The sequence below is a fragment of the Plantactinospora sp. A48 genome (genome assembly GCF_055793945.1).
In genome coordinates this window covers 20,049-38,146 of sequence record NZ_JBTIXF010000041.1, presented here as the reverse complement: position 1 = coordinate 38,146, position 18,098 = coordinate 20,049, and the positions used below count along the sequence as shown (strand labels likewise).

The 18,098-nt window shown below is 71.6% G+C and carries 17 protein-coding genes and 1 pseudogene; 5 read left to right on the top strand and 13 right to left on the bottom strand.

The annotated features are described in order from the left end of the window. Nucleotides 1-9 precede the first annotated feature (9 nt). On the bottom strand, nucleotides 10-888 hold the full coding sequence (locus ACXN5W_RS20320; RefSeq protein ID WP_473159914.1) for an NmrA family NAD(P)-binding protein: 879 nt from the start codon (nucleotides 886-888) through the stop codon (nucleotides 10-12). A 115-nt stretch (nucleotides 889-1,003) separates the two neighbouring features. Between ACXN5W_RS20320 and ACXN5W_RS20315 the strand changes: the two genes are divergently transcribed. Continuing rightward, entirely contained in the window at nucleotides 1,004-1,618 is a 615-nt protein-coding gene (locus ACXN5W_RS20315) for a TetR/AcrR family transcriptional regulator (protein ID WP_473159913.1), read from the top strand. A 147-nt stretch (nucleotides 1,619-1,765) separates the two neighbouring features. Here ACXN5W_RS20315 and ACXN5W_RS20310 read toward each other — a convergent pair whose 3' ends face one another. Then, on the bottom strand, nucleotides 1,766-2,344 hold the full coding sequence (locus tag ACXN5W_RS20310; protein ID WP_473159912.1) for a hypothetical protein: 579 nt from the start codon (nucleotides 2,342-2,344) through the stop codon (nucleotides 1,766-1,768). 92 nt (nucleotides 2,345-2,436) lie between these two features. Between ACXN5W_RS20310 and ACXN5W_RS20305 the strand changes: the two genes are divergently transcribed. Further along, nucleotides 2,437-3,399, top strand: a complete 963-nt coding sequence (locus tag ACXN5W_RS20305; protein ID WP_473159911.1) for a DMT family transporter — start codon at nucleotides 2,437-2,439, stop codon at nucleotides 3,397-3,399. An 8-nt stretch (nucleotides 3,400-3,407) separates the two neighbouring features. Here ACXN5W_RS20305 and ACXN5W_RS20300 read toward each other — a convergent pair whose 3' ends face one another. After that, entirely contained in the window at nucleotides 3,408-4,229 is an 822-nt protein-coding gene (locus ACXN5W_RS20300) for an SDR family NAD(P)-dependent oxidoreductase (RefSeq protein ID WP_473159936.1), read from the bottom strand. A 134-nt stretch (nucleotides 4,230-4,363) separates the two neighbouring features. On the opposite strand from ACXN5W_RS20300, the gene ACXN5W_RS20295 reads away from it, so the two are divergent. Then, entirely contained in the window at nucleotides 4,364-5,317 is a 954-nt protein-coding gene (locus ACXN5W_RS20295) for an HpcH/HpaI aldolase/citrate lyase family protein (protein WP_473159910.1), read from the top strand. 127 nt (nucleotides 5,318-5,444) lie between these two features. Here the strand turns inward: ACXN5W_RS20295 and ACXN5W_RS20290 are convergent, their stop codons facing one another. Further along, nucleotides 5,445-6,098, bottom strand: coding sequence for a DUF4190 domain-containing protein (locus tag ACXN5W_RS20290; RefSeq protein WP_473159909.1), 654 nt, complete (start codon nucleotides 6,096-6,098; stop codon nucleotides 5,445-5,447). Nucleotides 6,099-6,287: 189 nt separating this feature from the next. Here ACXN5W_RS20290 and ACXN5W_RS20285 point away from each other — a divergent pair, with 189 nt between their 5' ends. Continuing rightward, complete coding sequence (locus ACXN5W_RS20285) at nucleotides 6,288-7,133, top strand: SDR family NAD(P)-dependent oxidoreductase (protein WP_473159935.1); 846 nt, start codon at nucleotides 6,288-6,290, stop codon at nucleotides 7,131-7,133. Here ACXN5W_RS20285 and ACXN5W_RS20280 read toward each other — a convergent pair. The 4 genes from ACXN5W_RS20280 to ACXN5W_RS20265 all read right to left on the bottom strand — a co-directional run bounded on the left by ACXN5W_RS20280 (nucleotide 7,127) and on the right by ACXN5W_RS20265 (nucleotide 11,469). After that, nucleotides 7,127-8,176, bottom strand: a complete 1,050-nt coding sequence (locus tag ACXN5W_RS20280; protein WP_473159908.1) for a hypothetical protein — start codon at nucleotides 8,174-8,176, stop codon at nucleotides 7,127-7,129. The genes ACXN5W_RS20285 and ACXN5W_RS20280 overlap by 7 nt on opposite strands. 13 nt (nucleotides 8,177-8,189) lie before the next feature. Beyond that, on the bottom strand, nucleotides 8,190-9,266 hold the full coding sequence (locus tag ACXN5W_RS20275) for a LuxR C-terminal-related transcriptional regulator (protein ID WP_473159907.1): 1,077 nt from the start codon (nucleotides 9,264-9,266) through the stop codon (nucleotides 8,190-8,192). A gap of 332 nt (nucleotides 9,267-9,598) precedes the next feature. After that, nucleotides 9,599-10,609, bottom strand: coding sequence for a helix-turn-helix transcriptional regulator (locus ACXN5W_RS20270; RefSeq protein ID WP_473159906.1), 1,011 nt, complete (start codon nucleotides 10,607-10,609; stop codon nucleotides 9,599-9,601). Between the two features lie 278 nt (nucleotides 10,610-10,887). Next, entirely contained in the window at nucleotides 10,888-11,469 is a 582-nt protein-coding gene (locus ACXN5W_RS20265) for a DUF4190 domain-containing protein (protein WP_473159905.1), read from the bottom strand. Between the two features lie 195 nt (nucleotides 11,470-11,664). On the opposite strand from ACXN5W_RS20265, the gene ACXN5W_RS20260 reads away from it, so the two are divergent. Then, complete coding sequence (locus ACXN5W_RS20260) at nucleotides 11,665-12,861, top strand: acyl-CoA dehydrogenase family protein (protein ID WP_473159904.1); 1,197 nt, start codon at nucleotides 11,665-11,667, stop codon at nucleotides 12,859-12,861. Between the two features lie 55 nt (nucleotides 12,862-12,916). Here ACXN5W_RS20260 and ACXN5W_RS20255 read toward each other — a convergent pair whose 3' ends face one another. From ACXN5W_RS20255 to trxA, 5 genes and pseudogenes are all read right to left on the bottom strand, one after another. Beyond that, the gene (locus tag ACXN5W_RS20255; RefSeq protein WP_473159903.1) at nucleotides 12,917-13,324 is read right to left on the bottom strand and encodes a CoA-binding protein; all 408 of its coding nucleotides are present in this window, start codon (nucleotides 13,322-13,324) and stop codon (nucleotides 12,917-12,919) included. Beyond that, on the bottom strand, nucleotides 13,324-14,661 hold the full coding sequence (locus ACXN5W_RS20250) for a class I SAM-dependent methyltransferase (protein ID WP_473159902.1): 1,338 nt from the start codon (nucleotides 14,659-14,661) through the stop codon (nucleotides 13,324-13,326). Before ACXN5W_RS20250 ends, ACXN5W_RS20255 begins: the two co-directional genes overlap by 1 nt. After that, nucleotides 14,658-16,040 carry an FAD-binding oxidoreductase gene (locus ACXN5W_RS20245; RefSeq protein WP_473159934.1) on the bottom strand — a complete coding sequence of 461 codons (1,383 nt, stop codon included), beginning with the start codon at nucleotides 16,038-16,040 and terminating at the stop codon, nucleotides 14,658-14,660. The genes ACXN5W_RS20250 and ACXN5W_RS20245 overlap by 4 nt, the downstream gene beginning before the upstream one ends. A gap of 248 nt (nucleotides 16,041-16,288) precedes the next feature. Then, nucleotides 16,289-17,239: pseudogene (locus ACXN5W_RS20240) on the bottom strand (Rv2578c family radical SAM protein); the annotation flags it as partial. A 300-nt stretch (nucleotides 17,240-17,539) separates the two neighbouring features. Then, nucleotides 17,540-17,902, bottom strand: coding sequence for a thioredoxin (gene trxA / locus ACXN5W_RS20235; RefSeq protein WP_473159901.1), 363 nt, complete (start codon nucleotides 17,900-17,902; stop codon nucleotides 17,540-17,542). Between the last annotated feature and the right edge of the window lie 196 nt (nucleotides 17,903-18,098).

Here is an 18,098-nt window from a genome sequence, read left to right as displayed (position 1 = left end):
GGTTGGCGTTCAGCCGAGGACGGCCGGCCTGAGAACGTCCTCGCACCAGCGGCGGAAGCTGGTGGGGGTGGTGGACCGCGCGGTTCGTGGCTCGGTGTCGTAGACACCCCGCTCGACCGCCGCGGCCATGTCGACGAGGCCCTGTGCCCAGGCCTCGGTCATGCCGTTGTGGGTCAGGCTGGTCCGGTACGCCTCACCGGGCACCTGCTGGCAGCGGATCGGCCGCTCCAGCACCTCGGACATGATCTCCGCCAGCTCGTTCTGGGAGAGGTCCTCGGCGCCGTGGACCGGCACACTCTGCTGCCCGCTCCAGGAGTCGTCGAGCAGCAACTCGGCCACGACGGCGGCGATGTCACCCGTGGCGCAGACGGGGACCTTCCGGTCCGCCGAGAACGGCGCGAAGAAGACGCCCTGGTTCCGGATCGGTTCGAGCTGCCGGAGCAGGTTCTCCATGAACCCCGGCGGGCACACCGAGCGGTAGCTCACCCCGGTGCTCTCGATCAGGCTGTCCATGGCGAAGATCGCGGATATCTGTCCGGCGCTGCGGGCGGTTTCCCGGCCCAGGCTCGACAGCCCCACCACCCGCCGGACCTTCTGCCTGCCGATCGCCTCGCACACCGGGCGGACGAAGTCCATGACGTGTCCCGGGATGCTCTCGGCGCGTGGGTTCGGCGGCACGAGCCAGAACACGCTGTCGGCGCCGGTGAGGGCTTCGTCGACGACGGCGACGTCATCGGTCGATCCGGCCACGACCTCGACGCGATCACGGATCACCGAGGGCAGCCGGGCCGGGTCGCGCGCGATCACCCGGATCAGCTCCGTGCTGTCGAGGAGGTTCGCGACTACCTGCCGGCCGATCTGGCCGGTGGGAGTGGTGACAACGATCATGATCCTCAACCCCGTTCGGGCTTTCCGGAACCGGAACTTCGGTTCCCTTTAGTGCCTCGGGACGTTACGGAACTAAGATTCCGGTTGTCAAGCCCCGCGCCTAGGCTGTGAGTTGATGACCGATTCCGAGCGACCCCTGCGCGCCGACGCGCGGCGCAACCGTGGCCGGATCATGGCGGCCGCGGGTGAGCTGTTCGCCAAGCGCGGGCGCGATGCCCAGATGGAGGACATCGCCGCCCAGGCCGGCCTGGGCATGGGCACCCTCTACCGGCATTTCCCCAGCAAGCAGGCGTTGCTCACCGCGATGGTCGGCGAACGGTTCCAGGACATGACGGACCTCGCACACACCGTGGAACGGATCGCCGACCCCGGCGAGGCGTTCGAGGCGATGCTGCGGGGCTACCTCGAGGCCGCCGAGGGCGATGCCGCCTTCCAGCTCGCGCTGATGGGCTCCGACACCCTTGAGTGGGTACGCATCAGACAGCAGAAGGCCGAGTTCTCCATGGCGGTGGGCCGGATCATCGACCGGGCCGTCGCCTCCGGCCGGATCCGCGCCGACCTCACCCTCGCGGACTTCACGGTGGTGGCCAACGGCGTTATATCCACCATGTACTTCAAGCCCGGCGGCAACTCCGACTGGCGACGCCACCTGCAACTCGTGCTCGACGGCATCCTCGGCCCGGGTCCCCGGGGAGGACCGAGCGCCCCGCCGTCGCCTGACCCGGGGTAGCCCGCCGGAGCGGGCAGTGGGGCCATCCGCGCACCCGAACGGGCAGGGGCCCATCCGCCCGCCCGAGCGGGAAGGGGGCCATCCGCCCGAGCGGGCAGGGCGCCATCCCGTCCGGGGCGGCGTCCGTTGCCCGCCAGGTCCCTGCCCTCAGCGGCGGCGTACCCGATGCAGTCGGAACGGACGCCGGGTGGGCCGGGCCGCGGGGGTCGGCCGGGGCGGCGCCGCGAGGGAGTCATCGGGCAGTCCCGCGCCCTCGACCACCGCGCCCGCCGCCGGAACGAGCCGGTTCAGCACGCATTCGGCGGCCCATCGCTCGACCAGCCGGGGCGCGGCTTCGGGAGAGTTGAGCCGTTTCGCGGCAACCTGCGGCGCCACCGTCGACCACGTCTCGTCGCCGGGAGCCAACCGGCTCACCCCGGCCGGCCAGCTGACGATGCGTCCGCCATGATCGCCTCGCAGGGTCACCACCGCGGCGTCGGCCCCGGCCAGTCCGGGCGCGCGCTGCTCGCCCGGCCCGCTCACCACGTACAGGGCGCCGTCGAGGGCCAGGCACCAGACCGGGTACGCCGGGCCGCCGTCGACCGCGATCCAGGCGACACTCGCCTTTCTCAGTGCCTCGTCCCGCACCGCGGAGGTCCGGCCGGGGGCATCCAGCTCGTCGGTCACCCAGCCATCCTGCCGTACGCGACATGCGCCCGGCAGCCACCGGCACCGCCCGCGACGCATCGGACGGGCGCGTTAAAAGGGGGGCCCTTCCTATACAAAAAGCGATAACAGGGTGCCCTTCCTTTCCCGAGGCCGTGTGGGGATACTCCCCTGTGCTGGACCATCACCCCGTTCCGTCGTCGAAGCCCCCGGTCGACCCGCTCACCACCGCGTCGGTCGCGCTGGCGCTGGCGGCGGTCTCGTCGTCCGGACCGCTGATCGCGTACGCCGCCGCGCCCGCGCTGGCCGTGGCGTTCTGGCGTAACGCGGCGGCGACCACCCTGCTGACGCCGTTCTCGCTGACCCGGCGGCGCGCGGAACTGCGCCGCCTGCTCGCCCCGGCGGGCCGCCGGGCCGGCTGGTACGGGATCCTGGCCGGGGTGGCCCTGGCGGCGCACTTCGCCACCTGGACACCGAGCGCCAAACTCACCTCGGTGGCCACGGCCACCGCGCTGGTCACCACCCAGCCCGTCTGGCAGGGGCTCATCGCGCTCGGCCAGGGTCGACGGCTGTCCGTGCTGACCTGGCTGGGAATCGGGCTGGCCATCGTCGGCGCGGCCCTGGTGACCGGGCTGGACCTGGCCGGGTCGGGACGGGCCGTCCTGGGGGATGTGCTGGCGGTCGTCGGTGGCATGGCCGCCGCCGTCTACACCGCGTTCGGCGAGCGGGTACGCAGCACGGTGAGCACCACCACCTACACCACCATCTGCTACGGGGTGTGCTCGTTGCTGCTGCTCGGGGTCTGCCTGGTGGCCGGCGTCCGGCTCACGGGTTTCGACTCGGGCACCTGGACGGCCATCCTCGGCCTGGTGGTCGGCGCCCAGTTGCTCGGGCATTCGCTGCTGAACTACGCCCTGCACCGGATCAGCGCGACGACGGTCAGCGTGTTGATCCTGCTGGAGGTGCCCGGTGCCGCCCTGATCGCCTGGCTCTGGTTGGGCCAGGTGCCCCGGCTGGCCGCGCTGCCCGGGTTGGCGCTGCTGCTGATCGGGGTGGCGGTGGTGGTGGTCGGCGGCACCCGTGCGGTCCGCCGGACGGTCGCGGCGCCGCCGGAGACCGCCCCGCTACCGGACTGAGCCGGTCGTCAGAGGCCGACGGCCTGCTCGCTGGCAGTCCACAGCCGGGCCGCCCGTTCGGGGTCCGCGGCGGCCGGGTGCGGCCGGCGGGGCCGCAGGTCCAGGTAGTACCCGCCGTCCACCAGTGTCGCCGGGTCCTGCCGGGCCAGCCACACCAGCGTCCGCGCGCCCTTCTCCGGGCTGCGCAGGAAGAACGCGAGCCGCATTCCGACGGCCAGCCACCGGCTGTCGCTGCCGAACCGGGTCCGCACCACCCCCGGATGGAAGGCGTACGACCGGATGTGCGGCCAGCGGCGGGCCGCTTCGGCGGTGAACAGGATGTTCGCCTGCTTGCTCGTGCCGTACGCCCGGAACGATCGGTAGTGCCGCAGCTGCCCGGACAGGTCGTCCGGGTCGAGCGCGCCGGCGCGGTGCGCGTCCGAGGCGGTGTTCACCACCCGGCGCACGCGGTCGGACAGCAGGTTCGTGAGCAGGAACGGCGCCAGGTGGTTCGCCTGCATGTTCCACTCGAAGCCGTCCACCGTGGTGATCGGCTCGACGGCGATCCCCCCGGCGTTGTTGGCCAACACGTCGATCCGGTCGTAGGCGTCGCGCAGGTTGGCGGCCAGCCGACGGACGTCGTCGAGGACCGCGAAGTCGGCCCGGAACAGCTCCGGCGCCCGCCCGGTGACCCGCTGGATCCGGTCCCGTACGGCGGTGAGCCGGGTCGGGTCCCGGCCGACCAGCACGACCTCGTCGCCCGTGCGGGCCAACTCGACCGCGGCGGCCAGCCCGATGCCCGAACTCGCGCCGGTGATCACCACCCGGCGCTGCTCAGTGACATCTTCCACACCGCGGTTCTCCCCGGTCATGGCGTGAGGTTACCGTGGCGTCACCTCGCCCGCCGGGCGGCCCGCGCCGGTCCCGTCGGTGCCGGGGAGGCGAACCGGCCGCAGTCGCCGGCCATGAGCGGAAGGAGGGTCCGATGGGCGTTGTTGGCCGTCCCCGCCGGTCCTGCCTGGCCGTGCCCGGGTCCAGCGTGAAGATGCTGGACAAGGCGCGCGGACTGCCGGCCGATCAGGTCTTCCTCGATCTGGAGGACGCGGTCGCGCCGCTGGCCAAGCCGGACGCCCGGAAGAACATCGTCGCCGCGCTCAACGACGGCGACTGGGCCGGCAAGACCCGGGTGGTACGGGTCAACGACCTCACCACCCCGTGGACCTACCGGGACGTGGTGGACGTCGTCGAGGGCGCCGGCGCGAACCTGGACTGCGTGATGCTGCCCAAGGTGCAGACGGCCGGGCACGTGGAGTGGTTGGACCTCACGCTCACCCAGCTGGAGAAGACGCTGGGCCTGGAGGTCGGGCGGATCGGCATCGAGGCGCAGATCGAGAACGCGGCCGGCCTGGTCAACGTGGACGCCATCGCCGCCGCGTCCCCGCGGGTCGAGACCATCATCTTCGGCCCCGCGGACTTCATGGCCTCGATCAACATGAGGTCGCTGGTCGTGGGTGGGTTGATCCCGGACTACCCCGGAGATCCGTACCACTACATCCTGATGCGGATCCTGATGGCCGCGCGGATGCACGACAAGCAGGCCATCGACGGCCCGTTCCTGCAGATCCGGGATGTGGCCGGGTTCCGTGAGGTGGCCAGGCGGTCGGCGGCGCTGGGCTTCGACGGCAAGTGGGTGTTGCATCCCGGCCAGATCGACGCGGCCAACGAGGTCTATTCGCCAGCGCAGGAGGACTACGACCACGCCGAGCTCATCCTCGACGCCTACCAGCACTACACCTCGGAGGCGGGCGGCAGGTTGGGCGCCGTCATGCTGGGCGACGAGATGATCGACGAGGCGTCCCGGAAGATGGCGCTGGTGATCGCGGCCAAGGGCCGGGCGGCCGGGATGAGCCGGACCTCCAGTTTCACCCCGCCGGAGTGAGCCGGCCGGTCAACCGCCGAACTCGCGGCCGGGCCGTCCCTGCCGCCGTGGACCGGCGGGTACTCGACAGGGTCCGGGTCGGACGCCAGGGGTTCCGGAGGGCTCCGGGTACCCCTGGCGGGACCGGTCAGTAGTCGTTGTAGCTGGGCGACGTGCTGGCACCCTCCCGGATCGCGAAGACGATCGCGATCACGTAGCCGATGATCACGAGCACGAGCAACCCGGTGAGGATCCAGCCGACGATGATGCCGGTCTTGGCCATGCCCTCACCGCCCTCGCCGCGCTCCCGGATCTGCCGCATCGCGACGTGACCCAGGATCGCGCCGACCGGTGCGGTGATGCAGGTGGCGAAGCCGACCAGCGCCAGGATCATCGACACCAGGGCCAGGCTGTTGTTCGGCTTCTGCTGGGGGAACTGGCCGTAACCGTACGGGTAACCCGGCTGCGGGCCGGGTATCCCGGCCGGTTGCGCACCGTACTGGTACGGGTCGGGCTGGGCCGGCGGTCCGCTGAACGGGTACGGTTCCTGCCCCGCGGCGCCGTACTGCGATGCCGGGGGTCCACTGTGCGGCTGGGCCGGCGCGCCGGGATAGGGCTGCTGGGCCGGGGGTCCGCTGTAGGGCTGCCCCGGCGGGGCGCTCTGCGGCTGCGCGGGCGATTCCCCGAACTGCCGGGTCGGATCCGTCGGGGAGCTGAACTGCTGGGTCGGCTCCGGCTGCGCCGGGGACGACCAGCCGCCGGGTTGCTGCTCCGAGCCACCCGGCTGCGAGGGGTATGTCATCGTTCTCTCTCCGGTCCGCGGGGAAGTACTGCGCCGTCAGGGTAGCCAGCCGGGCACTTTCCCGGGATCCCCGTACCGGGCGGCGCATTGCCCGCATCGTCCCGACCGGGCAGGATCTCGGGCATGGCATTCGACGCGCGCGCCGCAGACCGCTCCGGACGTTCCCGCCGGGACGCGACCCGTCCCGCGCTGGCCCGGCGCAGCCGCGCCGCCGGCGGTCCGGCCGCCGGCGACGGGCCAGAGATCGACCGGGCCGCCCGGGAGGAGCCGGTGACCCTGCGCCTGGACGGCCGGGTGGCGCTGGTGACCGGCGCCGGCAGCCCGGACGGCATCGGGTACGCCACGGCGCGGCGACTGCGTGACCTGGGCGCCCGGGTGGCGATCGTGTCGACCACCCGGCGCATCCACGAACGCGCCACCGAGCTGGGTGTCACGGGGTTCGTCGCCGACCTCACCGACGAGGCGGAGGTGGCGGCGCTCGCGGACGCCATCGCCGACCAGCTCGACGAGGTCGAGGTGCTGGTCAACAACGCGGGCCTGGCGAGCCGGGCCAGCCCGGAGGTGCTGCGGCCGGTGGCCCAGCTCAGCTATGAGGAGTGGCACCGGGAGATCGAGCGCAACCTGTCCACCGCCTTCCTGTGCAGCCGCGCGTTCATCGGCGGCATGGCCGAGCGGGGCTGGGGGCGGATCGTCAACCTGGCGGCCACCTCGGGCCCGGTGAACGCGCTGCCCACCGAGGCCGCGTACGCCGCCGCGAAGGCGGGCGTGGTGGGGCTGACCCGGGCCCTGGCCATGGAGATGGTCGCCGACGGCGTGACCGTGAACGCGGTGGCCCCCGGCACGATCTACACCGCGGCCTCGACGATGGCGGAGCTGAAGCAGGGCCTCGGTACCCCGGTCGGCCGGCCCGGCACCCCGGACGAGGTGGCGGCGGCGATCTGTTTCCTGTGCTCGCCGGCCGCCTCCTACATCACCGGCCAGATGCTGGTGGTCGACGGCGGCAACAGCGTGCGCGAGGCCGAGTTCCGCTACTGACCGGGACCCGGTACGAGGTCCGGGTGCCAGGGGATGTACAGCCCTTCCCGGACCGCGCGCAGCGTGCCCACCGCCACGCTGTCGGTATCCAGCTTGGCCAGCGCGAGGGCCAGGGTGTCGGCCAGGCTCTCCGGGCTCCGCCCGGTCAGGGCGACCAGCGCCGGAAGGTCGTCGTCGGCGTGCCCGGCCACCAGCAGTCCGAGCAGCTCGAGTTCGGATCGGCTCAGCCCGTACAGCTCGTCGGCGGGCGACAGGAACGCCACGGACTCGACCTGCGGCAGGTCGGGACAGGTGAACGCGGTGACCTTGAGTACCGAACCGGCGAGGTCGGGTCCGCCGGCGGGCCAGTGGAACACGACGTGCCGCTCACCGTCGCTGAGTTGCTGCCGGACCGCGGTGGGCAGCGCCGAGCCGTTGGCCAGCAGGGGATGGCCGGACAGCCCGGGTATCGGCTCCGGGACTCCGGCCGCGTCGATGGTCACGCCGGCCAGGGCGTCCCCGACCAGCCGGGCCAGCGCGCTCACCGAACGCATCGGATCGACCGCGCTGGCGATGGCCGGGGTGAGCGCGCCGAGCAGCTGCCGGTACCGCTCATCGAAGCGGTCGGCGCTGGCGAGCATGAGCCGCCCGAGCTGCCGGCCGGGATCGGCGTAGAGGTTGACGCCCATGGCTTCCTGGAAGCCCGCCGGCCCGAGGTAGTCCGACCAGCCGGGAAGTTCCCAGCGCGGGAACGGAAGGTCCCTGGTGAGCACCGGGCCGACCGGCAGCAGCCGGTGGATCCGCTCCGCGTCCTGGTACCACTCCGAGCCTTCGAAGTAGGTCCGCACCCGCTGGTCGTACCCGGGCGCCGACAACAACCGGAACCGTCGGGCCGCCGGATCGAGTTGGGCGATGACCACGCCGTCGACGGCGATGAGCCGACGCAGCACGACGGTGATCGCCTCGGCACGGGCCGCCAGGGACGCGGCGGACCGTCCGATGTCGCGGATGTCCATGCTGACCGCGACGATCTGCCGTTGGTCGTACGGGGAGCCGGTGACCACCGCTACCTCCGGATCAGTGCCAACCGGGGGCCGCCACCCGCCGGCTGCTCGGCTCGGTGCCGAGCCGGCGGGGGATGTAGAGCCCGAGCCGCAGTGCCCGAACGGCCGCGACGGTTCGGGAGGCGGCGCCGAGTTTGGCCAGGATGTGTTCGACATGGGTGGCGACGGTGCGTTCGGTGATCACGTACCAGGCCGCTATCCGGGAGTTGGGCCAGCCTTCGGCCAGCAGGCCGAGGATCTGGAGTTCGCGCCGGGTGAGTCCGTGCAGGTCGGGGGGCGGGGAGACCAGCACAACCGCGCGCAGGTGTCGGGGGAGATCGGTGGGACAGTCGAGGGCGGTGATCCGGACGAAGTCGTGGTCGACGGGGCAGAGGAACGCGACGTACGCGGGGCCGCCGTCCAGCGCGGTCGTCACGGCCTCGAACACGGCGGAGCCGGACCGCAGCAGCGGTTCGTCGGCGACCAGGCCCGGCAGCGGGTACACGTTGCCGGCCCGGGTGAGCAGGGCGCCGGAGCGGGCATCGTTGACCGTGGCGGCGAGTGTGCCGACGGACCGCATCGGGTCGACGGCGTTGGCGATCAGCGGGGCGAGAGTGCCGAGGAAGTCCCGCGCGGCGTCGTCGGGCTGCCGGGGGTCGTCGGTGTGCAGGGCGATCATGCCGAGGTGTCGTCCGTCGGAGGCGAAGAGCCCGACGCCGACCCCCTCCCGGTAGCCGGCCGGCACCATGTACTCGACCCAGGTGGGCAGCTGCTCGGCTGGGATGTCCAGGTCGCGCAGGCACAGCGGCGGCCGGTCGCGGGTGAGGCCGAGGAGTTCCACGTCGGCATAGAACTCGGGGCCCTGGTAGAACTTCCGGATCCGGTCGTTGTACCCGATCAGGTGCAGCGGCTCGAATTCCCGGCGGTCAGTGTCGATCATCGTGAGCGCGGCGGACGTGTACGGGATGATCCGGCGTAACTGGTCCAGCAGCGCGGCAGCCCGGTCGCCGGCGCTGCCCGGCGCGGAGGCGATCCGGGCGATCTCGATCGCCACCGTCCCGGCCTGCGGTGGAAGTGCGGGCATCTCCGTCCAGAGCGGTCGTGTGACCATGCTGACCAGCGGAAATCGTCGATCCCGGAGGGCGAGCCGGCCCCGTTGCGGGTCCTGTCCGACGAGTACACCTCGTCCAACCGACTTTCCGGGGAAAACGACGGATGTCCGACAATGCGATTCCGCATCGGGCCCGGTCCGAGGCCTTGCGGCACCGTCCGGGCCTTGCGGCACCGTCCGGGCCTTGCGGCACCGTCCGGGCCTTGCGGTGCCGTCGGGGACTGCGGTGCCGTCCGCGCCTGCTGCGCCACCCGGGCGTTGCGTGCCGCCCAGCCGGCCCCACCGGTCCGCGGATCGACGCCGTGCCGAAGCGCGCCAACCCAGCCGGTCTTTCAGGTCTGCGGGTCGACGCCGTCCCGAAGCGCACCGCCCAGCGGGCGCGGGACGTACAGGCCCAGGCGCAGAGCGCGGACGGCGGCCAGGGTTCGGGACGCGACGCCGAGCTTGGTCAGGATGTTCTCGACGTGGGAGGCGACGGCAGGTTCGGCGCTGACGGCGTGCCGCGCGATCCGGTCGTTCGGCCAGCCCTCGACGACCAGGCCGAGAATCTCCAGTTCGCACCGGGTCAGCCCGGACAGCGGGCCGGGCGGTGCCGCCAGGACCAGCGCCAGCAGGTGCTGCGGTACGTCCGGAGGGCAGGTCAGCGCGGTGATCCGGACCAGCGAATGCCGGCCGGGAGCAAGGAACGACAGCAGGGGCTGCCTGCTGGACAGGCCCTCGGTCACCGCCGTGAGCGTCGGCGACCCGGCCCGCAGCAGCGGTTCGTCCACGCTCAGGCCGGGCAACGGCTGGGTGTGCCCGCCCCGGGTGAGCACCACCCCCGCGTAGGCGTCGGTGGCCAGCCGGGCCAGCGGACCGATGGACCGCATCGGGTCGACGGCGTTCGCGATCAACGGCGCCAAGGTGCCCAGGAAGTCCCGGGTCGCGTCGTCGGGGTGCCGGGGGTCGTCCGTGTGCAGCAGGAGCAGGCCGAGGTGACGCCCGTCCGGGCTGAAGAGGCCGAGTCCGATGCCCTCCCGGAAGCCGGCGGGTTCCAGGTAGTCGGCCCAGACCGGCAGTTCCGCCGGCGGGATCGGCAGGTCCCGCAGACACATCGGCGGACGGTCGCGGTGCATCCCGACGAGTTCGACGTCGGCGTACATCGCCGGACTCTGGTAGTAGTCGCGGGTCCGGTCGTCGTACCCCCGGGTGCCGTAGGTCACGAAGGTGCGCCGGTCGCCGTCAAGCAGCGCCAGCGTCCGCCCGACGTACGGAACAACTCGACGTAGCTGCTCGAACACCGCGTCGACCCGGGTTTCGAGCCGGCCGGGGGAGGAGGCGATCCGGGCGATGCCATTGGCCACCGCGCGGGCGGGTGGCAGGTGGTGCGTCGGATGTCTCCCGGATCTGTCCTGGTCCCCAGCTGAGCTGCTAATCGGCGATCCTACCGATCGACGCGGTCGGCTTGAACGGTGTCTGCTTGACGAGTACAACCCGTTCCTTCGACTTCTACTCAAGGGTGACGGACTTCCGACAGTCCGTGCAGAGCGGTGGGGGACGTACACGCTCCCGTGCGTCCCCCACTTCTGACCGGCCGGACCGGCCCGGGTACGCCGCCGCACCGCGCCCACCGACCGACCGGTCAGTACGACGAATCGCCGCCCCGCGTGACCCAGACGAGCACACCGATCCAGGCGCAGCAACCCGCGAGGTAGAGCGCGGTGAACAGGTAGCTGAGCACCAGGCCCCAGTTGGCCAGCCGATCGCCATGCTCGTGGCTGGTCCGGAGCTGTTTCTTGGCCAGGTGTCCGAGCACGATGCCGGCGGGGGCGAAGACGAAGGCGAAGACCAGCGACAGGACCGCCATCAGGTTCGTGCCCGGTTGCCCGGGCCTGTCCGGTCCGGCTCCGCCGGGCCACGCCGGTCCGGGTCCGCCGTACGGTCCGGGTCCGCCGTACGGTCCGGGTCCGCCGTACGGTCCGGGTCCGCCGTACGGTCCGGGTCCGCCGTACGGTCCGGGTCCGCCAGGGGGTGATCCGGACGGGTCCGGGTCGGCCCTCGGAGCGCCGGGATGCTGCCCGTACGGCCCGGGGCCGGGGTGGTACTCGGGCTGGTCGTGCTGGCCGTACCGGCCGTACGGGTTGGCGGGGTCGTCGGGACGCCGCGAGTACGGTGGCGCGGGCTCCTCGGGTTCCGGGGACTCGCCCGGCGGTGGATGCGGCATCGGGTCTCCCTGCGCTGGCTGCCCTGCTGCCGACGCTAGCGGTCGGTGAACCTTTTCACAGCCGATGTGTGGAGTCCCGACCTGGCGCCGGTCCGGACCGGCGGTCGATACTGACCCGACGTTTGGTTACTCGTCGGTATCCCGCGGCTCGATCATCCGCCGCCGGCGACGGTGGATCGACCTCGGAGGCGGAACATGGCCAGACTCGCTCGGACCCCCGGCCTGACCGACGTGCAGCGCTCGATCCTGGAGACCGTCCGGGAGTTCGCCGACAAGGAGATCATCCCGCACGCGCAACGACTGGAGCACGCCGACGAGTACCCCGTCGAGATCATCGACGGGATGCGGGAGATGGGGCTGTTCGGCCTGACCATCGCGGAGGAGTACGGCGGCCTCGGCGAGTCGCTGCTCACGTACGCGCTGGTGGTCGAGGAACTGTCCCGGGGCTGGATGTCGATCTCCGGCATCGTCAACACGCACTTCATCGTGGCGTACCTGATCTCCCAGCACGGCTCGGCCGAGCAGCGGGACCGGCTGCTGCCCAGGATGGCCACCGGTGAGGTACGCGGGGCGTTCTCGATGTCCGAACCCGACTGTGGCTCCGACGTGTCGGCCATCAAGTCGCGGGCGGTCCGCGACGGGGACCGGTTCGTCATCAACGGTCAGAAGATGTGGCTGACCAACGGGGCGTACTCCTCGGTGGTGGCCACCCTGGTGAAGACCGACACCGGGGCCGACTCGGTGTACGGCAACATGAGCACGTTTCTGCTGGAGAAGGAGCCGGGCTTCGGTGAGACCGCCCCCGGGCTGACCATCCCCGGGAAGATCGACAAGATGGGTTACAAGGGCGTCGAGACCACCGAGATGATTCTCGACGGCGTAACCGTCCCGGACAGCGCGGTCCTGGGTGGCGCCGACCGGATCGGCCGGGGCTTCTACCAGATGATGGATGGCATCGAGGTCGGCCGGGTCAACGTGGCGGCCCGCGCCTGCGGCATCTCGCTGCGGGCGTTCGAGCTGGCCGTCGGGTACGCCCAGCAGCGCCGTACCTTCGGCCAGCCGCTCGCCCGGCACCAGGCCGTGGCGTTCAAGCTCGCCGAGATGGGTACGAAGATCGAGGCGGCGCATGCCCTCATGGTCAACGCGGCCCGGCTCAAGGACGCCGGCCAGCGCAACGACGTGGAGGCGGGGATGGCCAAACTGCTCGCCTCCGAGTACTGCGCCGAGGTGGTCCAGGAGGCGTTCCGGATCCACGGCGGCTACGGCTACTCCAAGGAGTACGAGATCGAGCGGTTGATGCGGGAGGCGCCGTTCCTGCTGATCGGCGAGGGCACCTCGGAGATCCAGAAAACCATCATCTCCCGCGGCCTGCTCAAGGAGTACAAGCTCTGAGCCGTTAACAAGGGCCCCCTGCTATCCGAAAAGCGATAACAGGGGGCCCTTCCTTTCAGCCGAGCCGGGTGAGCCCGCCGGCGGCGCGTTCGATGACCAGGCAGCGGTCCTCGACGTAGTCGACGCCGGCGTCCTCGGCGATCCGCCGCGCCTGCGCCGAGACGATGCCGAGTTGGAGCCAGACCGCCGGTGCGCCGATCGCCACGGCCTGCCGGACCACCTCGACGGCGTCGGCCGCCGGGCGGAACACGTCCACCAGATCCACCGGGTGCGGGATGTCGGCGAGCGAGCGGTACACCCGCTCGCCGAACAACTCGTCGGCGGTCGGGTTCACCGGGATGATCCGCCAGCCGTACCGCTGCATCTGGGCCGGCACAGTGTGCGCCGGCTTGCGCGGGTCGCGGGACGCCCCGACCACGGCGATGGTCGCGGCGTCGGCCAGGATGCGCCGGGCATCCCGCATCAGGCCGTCCAGTCCGGCCGGAGCGGGTAGCTCGACTCGCCACGCGCGCCGGTCTTGGTGCCCAGCACCTGGTGCAACTGGATCTCGTTGCGCTCGAAGGCCAGCCGGGACCCGGCCATGTACAGCCCCCAGACCCGGGAGCGCGCGGCGCCCGCGTCGGCCACGCAGGCGTCCCAGTTCGCCACCAGGTTCCGGCACCAGCCGGCCAGGGTCAGCGCGTAGTGCTGGCGCAGGTTCTCCTCGTGGTGCACCTCGAAGCCCGCGTCGTGCATCTCGCTGATCAACCGGCCCGGTCCGGCCAGCTCGCCGTCCGGGAAGACGTACCGGTCGATGAAGGCGCCCGGGTTGTGCGGCATCCGGTTGTGGGACCGGGTGATGCAGTGGTTGAGCAGCCGGCCGTCCGGCCGAAGCCGGTCCAGCAGCGCCCGGAAGTACGCCGGATAGTTGCGGACCCCGATGTGCTCGGTCAGCCCGATCGAACTGACCGCGTCGAAGTGGTCCAGCGGCGCGTCCCGGTAGTCCATGTGCCGGACCTCGGCGAGGTCGGCCAGGCCCTCCCGCTCGATCGCCGCCTGCGCCCACTCGGCCTGCGCCCGGGACAGCGTGACGCCGAGCGTCTTGACGCCGTACTCGCGGGCCGCGTGCCGCACCATGCCGCCCCAGCCGCAGCCCACGTCCAGCAGCCGCATCCCCGACTTCAACGCCAGCTTGCCGGCGACCAGGTCGTACTTGTTGGCCTGGGCCTGCTCCAGGCTGTCGGTGGGGGAGCGGTACACCGCGCAGGTGTACGTCATGGACGGGCCGAGCACCTTCTCGTAGAAGGAGTTCGACACGTCGTAGTGGTGCTGGATGGCGCTGGAGTCCCGGGTTCGCGAGTGCCGCAGCCCGGACACCACCCGGCGCCATCTCGGGACCGCCTCCTGCGGCGGGGCTGGCGGTGGCCGCAGCCGCTCCCAACCGAGGCCACGGACCAGGGCCAGCGCCTCGGCCAGCGGTGGTGCCTTGAGTCGCAGACCGTCCTTGAGTACCTGCAGCGCCTCGTACGGGTCGCCCGGGTGCACCCCGGTCACAGCCAGGTCACCGGCCACGTACGCCCGGGCCATACCCAGGTCACCCGGCGCGGTCAGCAGGTACGACAGGCCCCGCTCGGTGCGGATGTCCAGCCCGATCGGAGCGTCGGCGGGGCCGACGTCGCTGCCGTCGTACGCCGTTATCCGCACGGGTAGTTCACCGGTGGTGACCGCGCGGACGATCGTCGCCACGGTCGGAGTACCGGTCCGACGCGGGGGTGTCGGACCAGGGTCGGTCCGGCCCGATTCGCGTTCGGTCATGCTCATCGTCGATCCACCGCCTTCTCGTACAGTCCCGTCAGTCGATGATCCGGGTCGTAACGGTCCTTGGTCGCCCGGTAGACCGGGCCACCGTACAGCCGGTCGAACGTTTCCCGGTCGTAGTAGGCGTCGGAGTACAACGACTTGTGCCCGCCCGAGTCGGACACGGCCCGCTCCACCGCCCGGTTCACGTCGCCGTCGGCCGCGCCGGAGGCGATCGGCACCGTACCCCAGAAGCCGATGTTCACGTACAGCTCGCCGGCCCGGAGCGGGTAGAGCGGCCAGGTCCGGGCCGAGCCCGCGCCGGCCGGTTCACGCAGCCGCAGCGGGCACAGCCACACCGGCGCCATCGGTACGTTCCCGGCGAACCACCGCAGGAACTCGGCCGTCCGGTCCAGCGGGATCTCCACGTCCTGCACCACCCGTTCGCTGGGCGGGTTACCGCGCCAGCGGTCCAACCGGGCGGCCACCTGGTACCGGTGCTCCAGCCGGACCAGCCGGTGGTAGACGTCGCTGCGCCGGTACCGGGCCGGCCACAGCCGCCGGACCGTCGGGTTCTGCACCCCGAACGCGCGGGAACACCAGAACCAGTCGGTGTCCCAGCGCCACAGGTAGTCGTAGGTGGTCAGACAGTCCCGGGTGCGACGCGGCAGGGAGCGGTAGTAGATGTCCTGGCCGGTGTAGTCGCTGGGCGCCGGCCCGTCGTCGGTGAAGGTCCCGAGCACCAGGTACGCCTCACCGGGGCTGAACATCACCCCGTCCATCGCGTCGACGGGCTGCCCCTCCCACTCGCCGGTGGCGGCCACCCGGTCGATCGCCTCGGCCAGCGCGTCCAGGTCGGTGAAGCGGACATTGCGCAGCCCGACGTAACGCCGCACCGGCTGCAACTCGATCCGCAGCCGGGTCGCGTAGCCGAGGCTGCCCAGCGAGTTGGGAAACGCCGCGAACAGGTCGGCGTGCTCGCCGTCGGGCCGGGCGGTCAGCAGTTCGCCGGCACCGGTGAAGATGTCCATCTCCAGTACGGACTCGTGCGGCAGCCCGTTGTGGAACGACGTCGACTCGATGCCCAGCCCGGTCACCGCGCCGCCGAGCGTGATGGTCCGCAACTGCGGCACCACCAGCGGCATCAAGCCGTGCGGCAGGGTCGCGTCGACCAGCCGCTCGTACGTGCACATGCCCTGCACGTCGGCGGTGCGGGCGACCGGGTCGACCGACAGCACCCCGTCGAGACCGCTGACGTCCAGGCCCGGCGTACCGACGGGGGCCCGGGGCCGGAACAGGTTGGAGGTCCGCTTGGCCAGCCGGACCGGCGCGCCCGGCGGCACCGCCGCGTACGACCGACGCAGCGCGGCCACCGCCTCGTCGTGGTCACCCGACCGTTCCACGCGTACAGAGGTCACGGCCACAACTTACGCGCCCCGGGCGGCGTACGGGGCCGACGTGCGGCGGGTCACCTCGATCAATTGGGCCCGGATGCGTGCCGTCCTCACAACAGGGTGAGTTGTTCGGCACCGGGCGGCGCGTTCCGGGTCGAGGCGCGTCCCGGACGGCCGGTCGGGCCACCGGTCTTCTCGCGGGTCGGGCCGTCGGTCGGGCCGTCGGTTGCGTCGCCGGCCGCCGAGACCGCTCCGGCTCGACGGTTGTCGCCCGACTCCGCCCGGTGCAGGCCATGCCGCCGCGCGGCCATCCGGACCCGCGCGGTCACCTCCCGCTGGTACGTCGATGCCAGGTACGAGCCGCGGCCGAACAGTTCCCGGTACCGCGGCACCAGCCCGGGGTGCTCCCGGGCGAGCCAGCCCGCGTACCACTCCCGGGCGCCGGGCCGCAGGTGCAGTGGTAGCGGTGTCACGCCGGTGGCCCCGGCGGCCGCGATGGCGGCGACCGTGGCGTCGATCGACTCCTCGTCGTCGGTGAGGCCGGGCAGGATCGGTGCCATCAGCACGCCGACCGCGAAGCCCGCCTCGGTGAGCGCGCGGACGGTGTCGAGCCGGCGCCTCGGGCTGGGCGTGCCAGGCTCGACCGACCGCCACAGGGCTTCGTCGACGAAACCGACCGAGAGGGAGAGGCTGACGCTGGTCACCTCGGCGGCCTGGCGCAGCAGGGGCAGGTCGCGCAGGATCAGCGTGCCCTTGGTGAGGATCGAGAACGGGTTCGCGAAGTCGCGCAGCGCCGCGATGATCTGCGGCATCAGCCGGTACCGACCCTCGGCCCGCTGGTAACAGTCGACGTTGGTGCCCATCGCGACGGCCGCGCCGGACCAGCGCGGCGCGGCCAGCTCACGGCGGGTCAGTTCCCCGGCGTTGACCTTGACGATCACCCGACTGTCGAAGTCCCGCCCGGCGTCGAGATCCAGGTATCGATGCGTGTTCCGGGCGAAGCAGTAGACGCAGGCATGGGTGCAGCCCCGGTACGGATTGATCGTGTACTGGAACGGGACGCGCGAGGAACCGGGCACCCGGTTGATGATCGACTTGGCGCGTACCTCGTAGAAGGTGACCCCGGCGAAGCCGGGGGTGTCGAAAGTGCGGGTCACCGCGCCAGGCAGCGCCAGCGGCAGGGGTGGAGCCGCTGGCGCTGCGTCCATAGCTGGCCGGTGCTCGCCTTCGCCAGACTGCGGCTCCGGCTGCGCTCCGGCGTCTTGGATCGGCCGGTGCTCGCCTTCGCCAGACTGCGGCTCCGGCTGCGCTCCGGCGTCTTGGATCGGCCGGTGCTCGCCTTCGCCAGACTGCGGCTCCGGCTGCGCTCCGGCGCCCGGTGGCGTCCCCCCGGGGTCCGCCCTCTCGTGGGGAGCCGAGAGGTTGTCCCAGCGCACCCGCCTATTCGAACATACGTGCGATCAACTCCGCAACCATGCTGGCGGGCGGGTGTACGGGGTACGGCACCGTCAGTGCTTGTGGCTGGCCAACTGCGCGCGCACGTCGTCCATGTCCAGGGCCTGGACCTGCTCGATGAGCGACTCGAGAGCCGCCTCGGGCAGGGCGCCGGGCTGGGCGAAGACGATCACACCGTCCCGGATCGCCATGATCGTGGGGATTGAGCGGATGTCGAACTTGGCCGCCAGGCTCTGCTGGGCCTCGGTGTCCACCTTGCCGAAGGTGATGTCCTGGTGCTTTTCGGACGACCGCTGGTAGACGGGGGCAAAACGCAGGCACGGACCACACCAGCTCGCCCAGAAGTCAACCAGCACGATGCCGTCCTGGCCCGTCACCTCATCGAAGTTGGTCGCGGTCAGCTCAACGGTCGCCATTGGTCTCTCCGATCTGCGCGGGTCACGTACATCTGGAAGAACTCGGCCCGGACCGGTGGAATTCCCGGCCCGGGGTGTACCGAAACGCCGCCGAGGGTCCGGCATCAGGTGGTGATCGTCGATGTAATTGATCGTAACCGACTAGTGTCGGCCATCGGTCGCCGACGACGGTCTGTGATGGGAGCGTTCCCAGGTC